This is a genomic window from Haladaptatus sp. R4 (assembly GCF_001625445.1).
Lineage (GTDB): Archaea > Halobacteriota > Halobacteria > Halobacteriales > Haladaptataceae > Haladaptatus.
This window is the reverse complement of record NZ_LWHG01000021.1, coordinates 995,732-1,011,869: the sequence shown is the minus strand read 5'-3', so window position 1 is coordinate 1,011,869 and position 16,138 is coordinate 995,732. Positions and strand designations below refer to the sequence as shown.

The 16,138-nt window shown below is 65.1% G+C and carries 12 protein-coding genes and 3 pseudogenes; 10 read left to right on the top strand and 5 right to left on the bottom strand.

What is annotated here, in order from left to right; all coding sequences use genetic code 11:
* Nucleotides 1-11 precede the first annotated feature (11 nt).
* The gene (locus A4G99_RS14750; RefSeq protein WP_066145302.1) at nt 12-539 is read right to left on the bottom strand and encodes an Lrp/AsnC family transcriptional regulator; all 528 of its coding nucleotides are present in this window, start codon (nt 537-539) and stop codon (nt 12-14) included.
* Nucleotides 540-1,370: 831 nt separating this feature from the next.
* Complete coding sequence (locus tag A4G99_RS14745) at nt 1,371-2,516, bottom strand: acyl-CoA dehydrogenase family protein (RefSeq protein WP_066145018.1); 1,146 nt, start codon at nt 2,514-2,516, stop codon at nt 1,371-1,373.
* 191 nt (nt 2,517-2,707) lie between these two features.
* On the opposite strand from A4G99_RS14745, the pseudogene A4G99_RS29410 reads away from it, so the two are divergent.
* Both A4G99_RS29410 and A4G99_RS29405 read left to right on the top strand, forming a co-directional pair.
* Nucleotides 2,708-3,852 (top strand): annotated as a pseudogene (locus tag A4G99_RS29410) (xanthine dehydrogenase family protein molybdopterin-binding subunit); the annotation flags it as partial.
* A 3-nt stretch (nt 3,853-3,855) separates the two neighbouring features.
* Nucleotides 3,856-5,055 (top strand): xanthine dehydrogenase family protein molybdopterin-binding subunit, encoded by a 1,200-nt coding sequence (locus tag A4G99_RS29405; RefSeq protein ID WP_394337459.1) that lies wholly within the window; start codon nt 3,856-3,858, stop codon nt 5,053-5,055.
* 50 nt (nt 5,056-5,105) lie between these two features.
* Here the strand turns inward: A4G99_RS29405 and A4G99_RS27360 are convergent, their stop codons facing one another.
* From A4G99_RS27360 to A4G99_RS29860, 3 genes and pseudogenes are all read right to left on the bottom strand, one after another.
* A complete protein-coding gene (locus A4G99_RS27360; protein WP_223301904.1) occupies nt 5,106-5,765 on the bottom strand; it encodes an NTP transferase domain-containing protein in 660 nt (219 codons plus the stop codon).
* Nucleotides 5,762-6,181, bottom strand: coding sequence for a hypothetical protein (locus tag A4G99_RS27355; RefSeq protein ID WP_223301907.1), 420 nt, complete (start codon nt 6,179-6,181; stop codon nt 5,762-5,764). Before A4G99_RS27355 ends, A4G99_RS27360 begins: the two co-directional genes overlap by 4 nt.
* A 103-nt stretch (nt 6,182-6,284) precedes the next feature.
* Nucleotides 6,285-6,974: pseudogene (locus A4G99_RS29860) on the bottom strand (molybdopterin-binding protein); the annotation flags it as partial.
* A gap of 153 nt (nt 6,975-7,127) precedes the next feature.
* Here A4G99_RS29860 and A4G99_RS14725 point away from each other — a divergent pair.
* The 8 genes and pseudogenes from A4G99_RS14725 (at nt 7,128) to A4G99_RS14690 (ending at nt 16,122) form a co-directional block, all read left to right on the top strand.
* A complete protein-coding gene (locus A4G99_RS14725) occupies nt 7,128-7,724 on the top strand; it encodes a CoxG family protein (protein ID WP_066145017.1) in 597 nt (198 codons plus the stop codon).
* Nucleotides 7,721-8,224 (top strand): (2Fe-2S)-binding protein, encoded by a 504-nt coding sequence (locus A4G99_RS14720; RefSeq protein WP_066145015.1) that lies wholly within the window; start codon nt 7,721-7,723, stop codon nt 8,222-8,224. The genes A4G99_RS14725 and A4G99_RS14720 overlap by 4 nt, the downstream gene beginning before the upstream one ends.
* A gap of 1 nt (nt 8,225) precedes the next feature.
* Nucleotides 8,226-10,608, top strand: a pseudogene (locus tag A4G99_RS14715) (xanthine dehydrogenase family protein molybdopterin-binding subunit).
* Nucleotides 10,608-11,501 carry a xanthine dehydrogenase family protein subunit M gene (locus tag A4G99_RS14710; RefSeq protein WP_066145012.1) on the top strand — a complete coding sequence of 298 codons (894 nt, stop codon included), beginning with the start codon at nt 10,608-10,610 and terminating at the stop codon, nt 11,499-11,501. Before A4G99_RS14715 ends, A4G99_RS14710 begins: the two are co-directional and overlap by 1 nt.
* A gap of 83 nt (nt 11,502-11,584) precedes the next feature.
* Nucleotides 11,585-12,505, top strand: coding sequence for a MoxR family ATPase (locus A4G99_RS14705; protein WP_066145010.1), 921 nt, complete (start codon nt 11,585-11,587; stop codon nt 12,503-12,505).
* A complete protein-coding gene (locus A4G99_RS14700) occupies nt 12,502-13,779 on the top strand; it encodes a VWA domain-containing protein (RefSeq protein WP_066145008.1) in 1,278 nt (425 codons plus the stop codon). Before A4G99_RS14705 ends, A4G99_RS14700 begins: the two co-directional genes overlap by 4 nt.
* A complete protein-coding gene (locus A4G99_RS14695) occupies nt 13,776-14,897 on the top strand; it encodes an XdhC family protein (protein WP_066145006.1) in 1,122 nt (373 codons plus the stop codon). Before A4G99_RS14700 ends, A4G99_RS14695 begins: the two co-directional genes overlap by 4 nt.
* A gap of 265 nt (nt 14,898-15,162) precedes the next feature.
* On the top strand, nt 15,163-16,122 hold the full coding sequence (locus A4G99_RS14690) for a hypothetical protein (RefSeq protein ID WP_066145004.1): 960 nt from the start codon (nt 15,163-15,165) through the stop codon (nt 16,120-16,122).
* Nucleotides 16,123-16,138: the final 16 nt, after the last annotated feature.

The following is a 16,138-nucleotide window of genomic DNA, read 5'->3' as shown; positions in this document are numbered from 1 at the left end:
GGGTGGCTCTGCTATTTTTTGTACTCGTCGTCCAGTCCCTCGAATATCTCGGGGTCGGTGCGGAACTTGAGCACGTTGTGCACCACCGAGTTGCGGATGTTGTCGATCACGTCCCCGTGTTCCTTGTAGAACTCGTGAATCCACTGTGATTCGGCTTGCCGGTTGGGGAACATCATCACCGTCTTCCACTGGTACTCGCCGTCCGAGAGGAAGTAAAACAGCGTGTTGGGGTCGTCACGGATGTACTCCATCGCGGCGCGCCAACTGTCCGCGAAGTGTTCCGGGTTGAACTTGAACTCGAACAGGCCGAAGATGTAGTACTCCTCGTTGGGGATGATGGCCTCCCGGAACACGCCCTCGTTCCGCATCTCGCGGATGGATTCGCTCACGGTGACGTGCGACACTTCGATGTCGTACTCCTCGGCGAGGATGGTCGTCAACTCCCGCGATGACAGCTGTGGGTCACGTGTCAGTTCCCGCAGAATGGCGATGTCCCGCTCCTTGAACTCCCAGTTCGGTGATTCCGTCTCGTCGGTCATACTGTTCCTTCCGGAGAACGGGTTATCAGGGTTCTCCTTCGAACGAGGCGCGAAAACGAGAATCATCGTGGGTTATGTTCGTTTCGAATACTCACAGACCGAGGCGGTCGGCGCGCGGGAGCGAGGGGCGACAAGCGTTAGCGAGGAGTCGGTTGGGGAGGGTGTGGTGCGGAGGCGGTGCGGTCTCATTGACGTCTGTAACTGCTCGCATCATTGTTGCAACTATTGGAGTGAAGACCTCGAAAGCCCCCCATTCGCTACGAGTCGTGTCTGGCTGATGTGTAGTTGCAATTACGAGGAAGACTTCCTCGAAAGCCCCCGCCCGCTCGCGGTCCTCCGGAAGACGTTCCGGCTCACATTCGTTCGCGGGCTGCGACTTCCGTGATCACACTCACATTCGTTCGCGTGACGCTCGACCGACATCTCGCCTCGGCATAACCGCCTGCCTCGGCGAGAGGGGTCACTGAGACGACCAGGCGGTGCGCGAACGGGCGGCCCCTTTCAATCCACCGTCAGAGCAAGCTCTGACGAGCCCTCGTTCACTGCGTCACCGGCGCTTTGCGCCGGCTTCCAGCGGGACCGGAGGTCCCGCCCGGTTCACGAGGACACCCAAACGACAGTACCGCAACCGTCCACACACCTCCCCAGCCGATTCCCTCCACTCGTTGCACTCGTTCCGCTCATCCCTCGCACGCTGTCAGCACAGCCCTGCGGACGAAATGTCCGCAGAACTGTGCCAGCGCGCGGCCACGGCGGCTCAACGATATCGTGCAGTCTAGCGGTCGGTCCCCTTCCCAGCACAGAATCTAGCAAAAACTTGCTCTTGAACCTCTAGAACAGGTCGTCGGAGATGATGTTCTTCTGGATTTCGCTGGTCCCTTCGTAGATTTTCGTGATGCGGGCGTCGCGGTAGTAGCGCTCGACGGGGTGGTCGGTGACGTAGCCAGCGCCGCCGTGGACCTGAATGGCGTCGTCGGCGACGTCGACGGCGTGCTCGCTGGCGAACAGTTTGGCCATGCTCGCAAACCGGGTTGCGAGGCGGTCGTCGCCCTCCTCTACGTGCGAGGCGGCGCGGTAGGTGAGCGACCGGGCGGCTTCCACGTCCGTCGCCATGTCGGCGACCTTGTGCCCGATTGCTTGGTAGTCCTTGATGAGGTTCCCGCCCTGCTCGCGCTCGCTGGCGTAGTCGATGGACTGGTCCACGGCGGCCTGCGCGACGCCCACGGCCTGCGAGGCGACGCTCACGCGACCGGACGCGAAGAAGTTCATCAACTGGTAGAAGCCCTTGTCCTCCTCGCCGATGACGTTCTCTGTGGGGACGCGCACGTCGTCGAGGACGATTTCCGCCAGGTCCGAGGCGCGGATGCCGAGCTTGTTGTCTATTTTCGTCGGCTTGAACCCGTCCGTGTCCGTCGGGACGAGGATGGCGCTGATGCCGCGGTGCGGCGGTTCGGCGTCGGGGTCGGTCTTCGCCATGACGACGGCTACGTCGGCGACGGTGCCGTTGGTAATCCACATCTTGTTGCCGTTGATGACGTACTCGTCGCCGTCCGTCTCCGCGACCGTCTCGATTCCGGCGACGTTCGACCCGTGGCCCGGCTCCGAGATACAGCTACAGCACGCCGATTGGCCGTTGGCGATTCGGGGGAGCCACTCCTCTTTCATCCACTCGTCGCCGAACTTCCGGATCATGTTCGACCCGAATCCGCGACTGCCGATGGCGCTCCCGATACCCGCGTCGGCCCGCCACAGTTCCTCGGTGACGATGATTGACGAGAGGGTGTCCATCCCCGCGCCGCCGTACTCCACGGGAATACCCGGAGCGAGCAAATCGAGCTCCGCCGCCTTCTCGATGAGCTCTTCGGGATACTTCTTCTCCTCGTCGTGCTCCCGCGCGACGGGCGCTATCTCCTCCTCGCCGAACTCGCGCACCGCCTCGCGTATCGCACGCTGCTCGTCTGACAGTCGAAATGACATACCCGGATTTAGGATTCCAATGAAAAGAATCTTCGGCATCTAACCAACCGTTGGTAACAAACGGTCGGAATTTGCGTACGATCATCTCCAACTCCGTCCATATTTCCCACCCCGTTACCGACTGCTCCTACCCCGGCCGTTTTTCCGGACTCGACAGTTTGATTCCGTGCGAAACGGTAGTACGGGAGGAGATGAGTGAGAATCCCGAGGGGGCGATGGTCGGTCGAGACCTCGAACGGCGGGAGGATCCGGCGCTCGTGACCGGGCGAGCGACGTACACCGACGACCTGCACGCACCCGGAATGGCGTATCTCGCCTTCGTGCGGAGTCGCTACGGCCACGCGACCGTCGAGGACATCGACACCAGCGATGCCGAGGCCACGGATGGCGTTCTGGGGGTCTACACGTGGGAGAACATCGAACACTCGGACACCCCGGGAACCATTTCCGTCGAAACCGGGTTTCTCGACAACGAGATTCCGGGCCACCCGATACTCGCCGACGGGCGAGTGCGGTATCACGGCCAGCCGGTCGCCGCCGTGGTCGCCGAGGACCGCTACGTCGCCACGGACGCCGCGGACGCCGTGAATGTTGATTACGACCGTCTCGACGCGGTGACGACCCCGATAGAGGCGACTGCGGAGGGGGCGCCCGAGATTTTCGAGGGCGTCCCGAACAACGTCGTGACCGTCACGGATATGGGCGATGCGGACGCCACCGCGGGAGCGTTCGAGGACGCCGACCACTCCGTCGAAATCGAACTGGAGAACAACCGCCTCATCGCCAACGCGATGGAGCCGCGAGCGGCGCTCGCGGAGTACGACGACGTCGAGGAGTCGCTGACCGTGACGATGACGAGTCAGTCACCACACGGCCATCGAGGTAAGCTCTCGGACACGCTCGGCATCCCCGAGAATCGAATCCGCGTCGTCGCGCCAAGCGTCGGCGGCGGCTTCGGACACAAGGGCCACCACCACCCCGGCGAAGCGTCGCGGCGTGGTGTTCCCGCGAACTCGGAATTCCGGTGAAGTGGACCGCCACGCGGTCGGAAAACTACCTCGCCGGTGCACACGGCCGAGACCACCGGACGACGGCCGAACTGGCGTTCGACGACGACGGCACGATTCGGGGTCTCAAGGCCGAAACCCACGCCGGACTCGGGGGCTACGGACTCGGCGTCAGCCCCGCGCTTCCGGGCTGGTACGGCCGCCTGCTGGCCAGCCAGTACGACATCCCCGCCATCCACTGCCGGACTCACAGCGTCCTGACGAACACGGCCCCCGTCCACTCCTACCGCGGCGCTGGCCGTCCGGAAGCCATCTACGTCACCGAGCGACTCGTGGACCGCGCCGCGCGGGAACTCGATACCGACCCCGCCGAGTTCAGACGTCACAATCAGATTCCACCCGGGGAGTTCCCCCACGAAACCGCCGTCGGCGCGAACTACGACAGCGGCGACTACGAAACCGCACTGGACGAAGCGCTCGACGCCGTGGGATACGACGAACTCCGCTCACGGCAGGTGGACGGAAACGGACAGGTGGACGGAAACGGACGGGTGGACGGGAGGAAGCGAGACGACGGCCGCTACCTCGGCATCGGCCTCGCCTGCTTCGTCGAATCGACCGGCGGCGGGTTCGAGAGCGGCGTCGTCCGCGTCCACCCCGACGGCGGCGTGACGGTCTACGCGGGGACGCACTCCCACGGCCAGGGCCACGGGACGACCTACGCCCAGATAGTCGCCGACGAACTCGGCGTTCCCTACGACGATATCGACGTAGTGGAGGGCGACACGGACCGCATCCCGACCGGAACGGGAACTTTCGGCAGTCGGAGCACGATTGCCGGTGGAAACGCCGTCGCCGAGAGCGCGGGTGAAGTCGCCGAAAAGGCCCGACGCATCGCCGCCGACCGGTTGGAGGCCGCCCCCGAGGATATCGCACAGGAGGACGGCGAGTTCCGCGTCGTCGGCGCACCGGACCGTGCCGTCGCGTTCGAACAGGTCGCGAGCGCGGCCTACAGCCGTCAGCTTCCGCCGGACGAATCGGCCGGGTTGGAGTCCACGACGTTCTACGACCAGGACGGGACGGCCTACGCCTTCGGCTGTCACGCCGCCGTGGTCGCGGTGGACCCCGACTCCGGTGAAATCGAGGTCGAACGCTACGTCGCCGTGGACGACTGCGGCGAGCAGGTCAACCCTCGAATCGTGGAGGGGCAGGTCCACGGTGGGGTGGCACAGGGCATCGGACAAGCGCTCTACGAGCAAGCCGTGTACGACGATGCCGGAACGCTCGTCACCGGGTCGATGCAGGATTACGCGATTCCGAAAATCCAGCAGATTCCGACGATGGAGACCCGGAGCACCGTCACGCCGAGTCCGACCAACCCCCTCGGCGTGAAGGGAATCGGCGAGGCCGGGACCATCGCCGCACCCCCGGCGCTCGTCAACGCGGTTCTGGATGCACTTGCGCCGTTCGGCGTGGAGAGCATCGACATGCCGCTGACCGAGGAAACAGTCTGGCGCGCGATTCGAGAATGATCGTAAGCAAGTCGCAGGATCGTAAGCGAGTCGCCCGTTGCTCCGTCGGTCTATTCGTAGCGAACGTTTCGCAGGTCGCCCTTCGTATCGACATCCAGTAGAACCCCCGGATCGCCGGTTTCGATCAGTGCGGAGTGCTCGCCGTCGAGCAGGATTTCACGCCCGCCGATATCCCCTGAAACGTCCGCGAGGGCGTCGAAGTGGATGGAATCGAAGAGGACGGGGTTGCCGCGTCGGCCGTCGAAGGCGGCGGCGAGGGCGTCCCCGGAACCTGCACGATACGCGGAAACGAGGCGGTTGATGCTCCGCGTTTGGACGTGTGGCATGTCGCCGAGCGCGAAGACGATGGCGTCGTACTCCCGTCCCCACTCGACGCCCGCCCGGACGGACGTGGCTTGGCCGCGTTCCGCGTCCGGATTTTCGACGATGGGCAGGCCGAACCCGTCGAGCGCGTCCCGAACCCCGTCGGCGTTTCCGCCGACGACGACGGCGACGGCATCGAGTTCGCTCGCGTAGCGGAGATTTCGCGCGGCGTGTCGAACCAGCGGGTCGTCGTCGAGCGAGGCCAGGAGTTTGTCCGACTCGCCGAAGCGCGAACTGCTACCGGCGGCCAGCAAGACGCCCGCGACGGACGCGTCCGGACGGGTGGCTACCGCATCCCCGTCCTCGTCCGATCCGTTGAACGGCGGTCGAATTACCGGGAGCGTCACGTCACGACCTCCGTCGGGACGAATCGAACCGTCTCCCCGACGTCGAGCGAATCGCGCACCCGGAGGTAGCCGTCCATTTCCAGCACGCGGGCACAGTCGGCGAGGATGCGCGGCGAGAATCGCTCGCCGTAGATCGGAACCGACGAGTCGGCGTGCCCGAGCGGAACGAGTTCGTCGCCCCGGTGTTCGACGGGAACAATGAACTCGACTTCGCGGTCCGGAACCGCGAGGTCGCACCCGAGTCGCGTGCGTTCGGTCGGTTCGGCGGTTTCTCCGGTGAGAAGCGCTCGGCAGACGGAAACCGCGCCGAGGAACGCGGCGACCGGTTTGCCGGGAAGTGCCACCACGACGGCGTCGTGGTCGGGGAGGGTGGCCACCCGGACGTGACTCCCGGGGCGAGTGTCGATGCCGTCCACGACGTTTTCCCCGAGGTCTGCGAGCGCGCGACGGACGTGGTCGCCGTGCGCCGCCGCCGGTGCCGCCGCTCGTCAGAAGCACGTCGGCCGCGGCGGCGTGTTCCGCGACGGCGTCCCGAACCGCGTCCGGGTCGTCGGGTACTGGAGCGACGACCTGACGCTCGTGGCCCCACGACGCCACGAGATTGGAAAGCATCGGCGAATCGCGGTCGGGTTGGCGACCCTCCACGAGTTCGGTGCCGGTGCCGAGGATGCGGACGGAGAACGGTTCGCGGACGGGAACGGTCGAGACGCCGATGTCCGCGAGCAGACCGGCGTCGGGCGGGGTCAGTCGATCCCCTGCGGAGAACAGGGTTTCGTCTCTCCTCGCGGTCGTCCCGCGGCGGAAGACGTTCCGTCCGGGTTCGATGGATGGACCGGAGAGTGTGGTATCGCCGTTCTCCTCTTCCAGTTCGGACTGCTCGCGTTCCAGAACCGCATCGGTATGGCCGGGAAGCGACGCGCCGGTTGCGATTCGGATCGCTTCCCCCGCCTCGATTTGTGGTGGCTCGTCCTCCGCACCGATGTCACCGACGACGCGGAGAGGATAGCCATCAGCGGCGGCGAACGCGTAGCCGTCCATCGTCGCCCGGTCGTGTGGTGGAACGTCGGCGGACGCGACGACGGCTTCCGTGAGGATACGGTCGGTAACTTCCGCCGGAGGGACCTGATTCGTCAGCCCATCTTCGAGAAGCGTTGTACGCGCCCCTATCGTCCGGTCGAGCGCTGTTTGTCGTGAAACCCGGTTCGTCACGGGGACCTGTACGGGCGGAGAAATGAAAGTTATTCCCCATCCGTAACCGGGATTGGTCTCCGAATTCGGGAAAAGCCTTATTGTCTATTCCATAATGATTACATGTGACAGATGATTCCAAGAATCACGACGGCGGGAGGACGGTGAGTTCGCGTGGAGTTCAGTGACACGTTCGAGATCGCGGACACCACTCGCGAGGAGGCGTGGCTGGCGCTCTCCGACCCGGTGATGATAAAAGAGGCACTACCGGGCTGCCAGTTCCTCGTGCGCGTCGATGACGAGGACGTGGACTTCGACGAACTCCGCGAGCAGGTGTCGGACGACGACCCGCCGACGCTCCCCGAGGCGGACACCGAGGAGATCGCCGAGCGGGCATTCGAGGAGGGGGCACACTACGCGGCGCTGATGGAGATCGGCGTCGGCAGCGTCAAACCCTCCTTCGAGACGGTCGTCACCATCACCGAACGGGAGTTCGGCCACATGTCGGCCGAGGGTGAAGGTGAGGCCAGTAACTCCTCGTTCGAACTCGAAGCGGGGATGCAGTTGGAGGAAACCGAGAACGGCGTCGCCGTCGATTGGCAGGCCCAGACCGACGTGTTCGGGCGCGTCGCGCAGATGGGCCAGCGCGTCATCAATCCGGTGGCGAACCGCGTCGTCAACCGGTTCTTCGGCAACATCGAGGACCAGCTACGGGACGTCGAAACCGACGACAGCAGCGGAATCACGGACAAAATCAGGGATATGCTATGACCGAACACGACATCACGATCACGGTAAACGGCGAGGAAAAGGACCTCACGGTCGAATCACGAACATTGCTCGTCCACGCACTCCGGGACGAGTTGGGATACACGGGGCCGAACGTCGGATGTGAGAGCAGCACCTGCGGGGCGTGTACGGTGCATCTCGACGGCGACGCCGTCAAATCCTGTACCGTCCTCGCGGTGCAGGCCGACGGATGCGACGTAACGACCGTCGAGGGGTTGGCCGACGGCCCGGAACTCAACCCCGTTCAGGAGAGTTTTCAGGAGGAACACGGTCTGCAGTGTGGCTACTGCACGCCGGGCATGATAATGACGGCCCAGCAGTTCCTCGAAGAGAACCCCGACCCCTCGCGGGAGGAAATCCGCGAGGCGCTGGAAGGTAACCTCTGTCGGTGTACCGGCTATCAGAACATCGTCAACGCCGTCGAATCCGCCGCCGAGAAGATGCGGGCCGAGGGTGCCACCACCGCTGCGGAGGGGGACTGAGATGTCCATCGAAACCGTGGACGCGGACGACGTTGATATCGAGGAAGTCCTCGGTTCGGCCATCAAGCGCCGCGAGGACCCGTCGCTCATCACCGGCCGCGCGGAGTACACGGACGACATCCAGCGCCCGGACATGCTGCACATGGCCGTCACGCGGAGCCAGTACGGCCACGCGAAAATAAACTCCATCGACACCAGCGACGCCGAGGCGATGGACGGCGTCGTCGCGGTGTACACGGCCGAGGACTTCGACGTCCCCGGCGAACTGCCGGTCGGATGGCTGCTCGACAGTCTCCGAACCCCGGCCCACCCGATTCTGGCGAGCGACCGGGTACGCTATCAGGGTGACGCGGTCGCGGTCGTCGTCGCCGACGACCGCTACATCGCAGGGGAAGCGGCCGACGCGGTGGATGTGGATTACGACCGTCTCGACGCGGTGACGGACCCCGCGGAGGCGCTCGAAGACGACGCGCCGGTGCTCCACGAGGACCAAGGCGACAACGTCGCCCTCGACTGGGAACTCGGCGACGCCGACACGACCGACGCGGCGTTCGAGGAACGCCGCGACGGTCGTGGAAGCCGACCTGCACAACCAGTATCTCATCCCGAACGCGATGGAACCGCGGGCGACGGTGGCCGAGTACAACGGTGGCACCAACGAGCTTACGGTGGCCATGACTTCCCAGAACCCGCACCTCCACCGCCTTCTGATGTCCGGGGTCATCGACCACCCCGAAAACAAACTCCACATCCGCGCCCCGGACGTGGGCGGCGGCTTCGGGTCGAAGATTCACCACTACGCGGACGAGGCGCTGACGGCGCTCTGTGCCCGCGAACTCGAACGACCCGTGAAATGGGTCGCCACCCGTACCGAGACCTACGAGACGGACGCTCTGGGACGCGGCCACGTCACCCACGCCAAGATGGCGCTGGACGAGGACGGCCACATCACCGGCTTCGACGTGGATACGAAGGCCGCTCTGGGTGCCTACCTCTCGACGTTCGCACCGGCCGTGCCGACGTACCTCTACGGGACGCTCCTCTCCGGACAGTACGACATTCCGGCCATTCACGTCTCCGTGGACGGCGCGTTCACTAACGTCCCGCCGGTGGACGCCTATCGTGGCGCTGGCCGCCCGGAGGCGTCCTACGTCGTGGAGCGCATGATGACGCTCGCGGCCCGCGAAATCGGCGAGGACCCGGCCGAATTCAGGAGGAAGAACTTCGTCGACTCGGACGACTTCCCGTATCAGACGCAGGTCGCCGTCGAGTACGACAGCGGCGACTACGAGAAGACGCTGGACGAGGCGCTGGACGCGCTCGACTACGACGAACTCCGCGAGCGACAGGAGAAACTGCGCGACGAGGGTCGTTACATCGGCGTCGGCCTCTCGGCGTACATCGAAGCCTGCGGGCTCGCACCCTCCGAACTCGCCGGACAACTCGGCGCACAGGCCGGGCTTTGGGAGAGTTCGCTCGTCCGCATGCAGTCGTCCGGGACCGTCACCGCCTACTGCGGGACGTCGGGCCACGGACAGGGCCACGGGACGACCTACGCCCAGATCATCGCGGACGAACTCGGTGTCCCCTACGACGACGTGGAAATCGTCGAGGGCGACACCGACGAGGTACCGCAGGGAATGGGTACCTACGGAAGCCGAAGCGCGGCGGTCGGCGGCAGTTCGCTGGCGACGAGCGCCGGAAAGATCGTGGAGAAGGCGCGGAAGATCGCGGCCCACCAGTTCGAGGCCGACGTGGACGACGTGGAGTTCGAAAATGGAGAATTCCAACTCGTCGGGGCCCCGGACAAGAGCGTCTCCATTCAGGAAATCGCCGGGCAGGCGTACCTCGCCCACGACATCCCGGACGACATGGAACCCGGTTTGGAAGCCACCTCGTTCTACGACCCGGAGAACTTCACGTTCCCGTTCGGACTCCACGCCTGCGTCGTGGAAGTCGACCCCGAATCGGGCGAGATCGACATCGAACGCTACGTCGCGGTGGACGACGTCGGCAATCAGATCAACCCGAAAATCGTGGAGGGGCAGGTCCACGGCGGCGTCGCACAGGGCCTCGGACAGGCGCTGTACGAGGGCGCGGTGTACGACGACAACGGCACGCTCCTCACGGGATCGATGCAGGACTACGCGGTTCCGAAGGCCGAACACATCCCGGAAATCGAGACACGAAGCACGGTGACGCCGTGTCCGCACAACCCGCTCGGCGTAAAGGGCGTCGGCGAGGCGGGCACCATCGCCGCGCCACAGGCACTGGTCAACGCCGTCACGGACGCGTTGGAACCGTTCGGTGTGGACGACATCGACATGCCGCTAACGCCCGAACGCGTGTGGAGCGCGGTCGAGGAGAGCGGAGGTGAGAACTGATGTTCCCGGCACAATTCGACTACTACAAAGCGTCGAGCGTCTCCGAGGCGCTCGATCTGATGGAGGAACACGCGGACGAGGATCCCGAAATAATCGCGGGCGGTCACAGCCTGCTCCCGACGATGAAGTCCGGTCTCGCCAGCCCCGGTGCACTCATCGACGTCAGCGGTATCGATTCCATTTCGGGTATCGAGACGGACGGCGACGAGACGACGGTCGGCGCGATGACGAACTACGTCGACGTCGTGAACTCCTCGGACCTCGCGGAGAACGTGGCCGTCTTCCCGGCCACGGTCGAACAGATCGGCGACGTACAGGTACGGAACCGCGGCACCATCGGCGGTAACCTCGCGCACGCCGACCCTGCCTCCGACCTCCCGGCGGCGGCCCTCGCGGCGGACGCGACGATAGTCGTGGAAGGTCGCGACGGCGAACGCGAGGTTCCGGTTGACGACTTCTTCCTCGGCATGTACGCGACGGACGTCGGCGAGGACGAACTGCTCACGGGAATCCGACTCCCGAACGCGCCCGAAATCGGCGGTGCATACGCGAAGAAACCGAGTCCGTCCTCAGGCTACGCCATGGTCGGCGTCGCCGCCGCCCTCGGAGTCGACGGGGACGAGGTGACCTCGGCCCGCGTCGCGGCGAACGGGGTGATGGACCACGGCGTCCGTCTCGAACCCGTCGAGGACGCGCTCGTCGGCGGATCGACGGACGAGGATTCCCTCGCCGACGCCGCCGACCACGCGGGCGACGACCTGGACGAGATGCTGATGATGGACGACGTACAGGCGTCCGCGGAGTTCCGCGCTCACCTCCTGTCGGTGTACACGAAGCGTGCGCTCGGGGCCGCGGTCGAACGAGCCAACGGCGGTGGTGCCGCCGCCGACTAAGTCTTGAACGACCGCACCCAATGGGTGAGTGTGATTGACACGACGGAACCGACGAGTCCGCGCGGCGTGACCGGAGGGTATCGATGACGGGCCCGGACGGGTTCGACTCCGTGACGGAAGCCGAACTTCGGTCGGTCTTCGACGACGAGGAGTACGTCGCCGAGGACGAGATAGTGACGACGGTCCTGCTGGCGCTGCGCATGGGCAAACCCCTTCTCGTGGAGGGTGAGCCAGGTGCCGGGAAGACCGAACTCGCCAAAGTGCTCGCCGAGGGGTTCGACACCGATCTCGTTCGTCTCCAGTGCTACGAGGGACTGGCTGCCGAGAACGCGCTGTACGAGTGGAACTACACGAAGCAACTGCTCGCGATCCAGTCCGGCGAGGGCGGCGTCGCGGACGACGACTCCGTCTTCGACGAGGAGTACTTGCTCTCCCGACCGCTTCTCGAAGCGCTCTCGGGCGACGGCGACCGGCCACCGGTGCTCCTCGTGGACGAGGTGGACCGCGCGGACGAGGAGTTCGAAGCGCTGTTGCTCGAAATCCTCTCGGACTTTCAGGTGTCCATCCCCGAACTCGGCACCGTCGAAGCCGTGACGCCGCCGGTCGTGATACTCACCTCGAACCGAACGCGAGGGCTGAGCGACGCGCTGAAACGTCGCTGTCTGTACCTGTACGTGAACCCGCCGTCCGTCGAGAAGGAGCGGGCCATCATCGAACGGAAGGTGCCGGAACTCGCCGACGGACTCGCGGCGGACGTCTGCGGCGTCGCCCAGCAACTCCGGGACCGCCCGCTCAGAAAGCGTCCCGGCCTCGCCGAAACGCTCGATTGGGCGGAGGCGCTGACCGTCCTCGGTGACGGTGGCGAAGACGGCGAGGACGAGCACCTCTCGGTCGAAACGGCTCGGCAGACCCTCGGCTGTCTGCTGAAGGATGCCGAGGACGTCGAACGAATCGACGACGATGTGCTCGAATCCCTGCTCGCGGAGGTGCACGCCGAGCCGTGAACTCTCCGCCGTCCGACCGTCCCGCCGACAGGCTCCGGGCCGAACTCGTGGAGTTCACGGTACAACTCGATCGAACGGGCGCGAACATCCCTGGGGATGGTGCGCTCTCGGCCGCACGGGCGCTCACCGCCGTCGAACGCCGTGATCGCGGGAGCGTACGGACCGCGCTTCGCGCGACGCTGCTCTCCGACGTGAGCGCCCGAGAGTCGTTCGACCGACTGTTTCCCGTCTTCTGGGCGCGCCTTCGTGGCGAGGACCGACCGTATCCGGCGGACCCGGCGGATGCGCCCTCACCGGGCAGGCCGAACGTCGGGAACGACGGTGCGACCGCCGAGGAGGACGGCGAGTCCAAACCGAGCGAGGACGAGGAGAAAGGATCGGAGACGGGAGCGGGAGCGACCGTCTCGCCGGAGCGCTCCCCGCTCGGGGAGACGGGGACGAAGACCGCCGCGAAATACAGTCCCAGCGGCGATTCGGATCGGTTTTCGACGGCGACCGTCGCCGTCCGCGACGAGGAACGGGTCGCGGACGCGACGGCGGAATTCACGCGGGCGGTGTCGTCGCTTCCCGGACGACGGTGGGACCCCGCTTCCGTCCCCCGCGGCGTCGACGCCCGCCGAGCGCTCCGCCGGAGCGTCGAGAGCGGCGGCACGCCGCTTCCCATCCCCGGTCGCGTTCGAAAGCGAACCGAGACCCGCGGTGCGGTGCTGGTGGACGTGAGCCAGTCCGTGCTCGATACCGTGGACCGCGGGTTCCTCCTGCAGTTCCTGCGCGAAGTGCGGACGGCGTGGCGACGGACGCCGATATTCTTCTTCGACACCGAACTCCGCGAGGTGACCCCGGCGTTCGACGAACCGACGCTACACGACGCGCTGGGTGCGTTGGAGGCCGCCCAAGCCGAGTGGGGCGGCGGGACGCGGATCGGCGGCGCACTCGGCACGCTTCGGGACGAACACGCCGAAACCATCGACTGGCGGAGCACCGTCGTCATCCTCAGCGACGGGTTGGAACGCGGCGACGTCGACGACCTCTCGACGGCGATGGCGTGGCTGTCACGGCGCGCCGGACGGGTCATCTGGTTGAATCCGTTGGCCGTGTCACCGGCCTACGAACCCGCCTGCCGTGGGATGCAGGCGGCGTTGCCGTATCTCGACGGCCTGTACGGCTTTGCCGACCCTGACGACCTGTATCGAATCGCAACCGAACTCTCCCGCCACGGTCCGGAGCGCACGCTCACGAGACCGCGCGGGGATCAGATGGAGGAAGTACAATGAGCGAAACCGAACGAAGCGAGTGGAGTGTACCGGAACGGGAACTGATGGCGAGCATCCGCGAGCGACTGGACGCCGACGGACCGGCCATGTTGGCGACGGTCGTCGACGTTCGCGGGAGCGCGTACCGCCGACCCGGCGCGAAGATGGTCGTCTCGCCGACCGAGGGCGGCGTCGGCGCGATTACCGCCGGATGTCTCGAAGACGAAGTTCGGAACCTGGCCGACCGGGTGATCGACGATGGGAAGCCGACGCTGGAGACGTTCGACCTGACCGGCGACGACGACGAGTGGGGCCTCGGCGTCGGTTGCAACGGCATCATCGATCTATTCCTCGAACCGCTCGACGAGGGGATGCGGCCCGCCGTCGAAGCCTACGAGGCGGGAGAAGCGATCACTGTCGCAACCGTCGTGGCGAGCGACGACGAGACCGTCGATGTGGGCGAGCGGGCCTACTCAGATGACTTCGACGGCCTCCCCGAGGAAATCGGCGACGCGATTCGGGCCGCCGACATCGAGCGCTCGCGGACCATCGACGTGGAAACGGACGAGGGGACCGTGACGACCGTGTTCGCGGACCGCATCGTTCCGCCGACGGAGTTGGTTATCCTCGGCGGCGGTCACGACGTTGCGCCCGTCGTGGATCTGGCGCTGAACGTGGATTTCCGCGTGACGGTCGCCACCTTCCGCGGTGCCGACCGGGCGAGGGAACGATTTCCCGACGCCGACCGGGTGCTCTCGACCTCGCCGCGGTCGTTGACCGACGACGTGGCGTTCGACGGGGATACCTACGTCGTCGTGATGTCGCACAACTTCATCGACGACCGCCTCGCGCTCGCCGATCTGCTCGCGACCGACGTGCCGTACGTCGGTTTGATGGGTCCGCAGGAGCGATTCGAGCAGATGCTCGACGAGTTCGAAGAGGAGGGCGAGGCGTTAGGCGACCTCGATCCCGTCTACACGCCGGTCGGCCTCGACCTCGGCGGCGGCGCGCCGTATCAGGTCGCCCACAGCATCGTGGCCGAGGCGTTGGCCGTCAAAAACGGCCGCGAGGGCTCACACCTCAGGACGGTCGATGGCACCGTTCACGATCGAGCGGAGACGCCGTCCGAAACTCACTGATTCGGGAGTTCCTCCGACCTCAGTTCCTGTCTCCGCTCGACTGCTCGAAATCTTGGAGAGCAGTCGTTTCTCATCCGACGACTATCGCCACGCCTCGTTTCAGCAGTGACACCCGTGTAAATTCCCTATTGAACGGTTTGACCCGAGTGAACGATCAGAACGAACAGAGAACGTGGATCTGTAAGCGCGAAAATCGGCCCGACCGTCTCCCGTGTTCGTTCTTAAACTGTGCATAAATAAGGTGGAACGGAACTGTGTTTCGCACATGGCTATCTGGCAGCGATATACTCCCCAAAATCTGATTCGTCTCCTACGGAATCCGGAACTCATTCGTGGGGAAACGCGACGTCTTCGAAAGGACGCGGTGAACACGAACGCGTACGTGTCCCGACTCGTGAACGACGACACGCGTATGGACGTGATGGCGGAGGACTGGGACAACCTCGTCATCCTGGACGCCTGTCGCTACGACCTGTTCACCGCACGGGCCGACTTCGGCGGACGGACGACGAGCAAACTGTCGCCCGGAAGCGAGAGTTGGGAGTTCATGCAGGCCAGTTACGTCGGGCGCGAACTCCACGATACGGTGTACGTCACCTCGAATCCACACGCCTACAAAATTCCGGACGGGACGTTCCACGCCGTCGTCAACCTCTTGGACGACGATTGGGACGAGGAGACCCGAACCGTCCTGCCCGAAACGATCGTCGAACGGACGCTCGAAGCCCACGAACGGTATCCGGACAAGCGAATCATCACCCACTTCATGCAACCGCACTATCCGTTCCTGGGTGAGAAGGGGAAGGAACTCGACTACGCCGGGATCGAGATGCAACTCGACGAGGACGAAATCAAGAAGGATCCCCATCCGTGGAACGCGCTTCAGTACCGCGAAACGACGAACGTGTCCGGTATCGTCGCCGCGTACGCGGAGAACCTCGATATCGTGTTGCCGCACGTGGAGCGACTGCTGAACGAACTGCCGGGCAAGACCACCATCACGTCCGACCACGGCAACCTCATCGGCGAGCGAACCTATCCGATACCGGTTCGAACGTACGGTCATCCCCGCGGATTGCACAAACGCGAGTTACTCGAAGTGCCGTGGGTAGAGATCGACTCGGACGAACGCCGGGACGTAAAAGCGGAGTCGCCGGAGGAAGGAGACGAGATGGCCGACGACGTCATCGAGGACAGGTTGCGCCATCTGGGCTACGCGGAATAGCACGGCTTGCGGGGGT

Bases quoted from the DNA above. Each gene is read 5' to 3' on its own strand.
- A4G99_RS14745 (WP_066145018.1), bottom strand. From the start codon at position 2,516: ATGTCATTTCGACTGTCAGACGAGCAGCGTGCGATACGCGAGGCGGTG.
- A4G99_RS14720 (WP_066145015.1), top strand. From the start codon at position 7,721: ATGACCGAACACGACATCACGATCACGGTAAACGGCGAGGAAAAGGAC.
- A4G99_RS14705 (WP_066145010.1), top strand. From the start codon at position 11,585: ATGACGGGCCCGGACGGGTTCGACTCCGTGACGGAAGCCGAACTTCGG.
- A4G99_RS14690 (WP_066145004.1), top strand. From the start codon at position 15,163: ATGGCTATCTGGCAGCGATATACTCCCCAAAATCTGATTCGTCTCCTA.
- A4G99_RS14750 (WP_066145302.1), bottom strand. From the start codon at position 539: ATGACCGACGAGACGGAATCACCGAACTGGGAGTTCAAGGAGCGGGAC.
- A4G99_RS14710 (WP_066145012.1), top strand. From the start codon at position 10,608: ATGTTCCCGGCACAATTCGACTACTACAAAGCGTCGAGCGTCTCCGAG.
- A4G99_RS14695 (WP_066145006.1), top strand. From the start codon at position 13,776: ATGAGCGAAACCGAACGAAGCGAGTGGAGTGTACCGGAACGGGAACTG.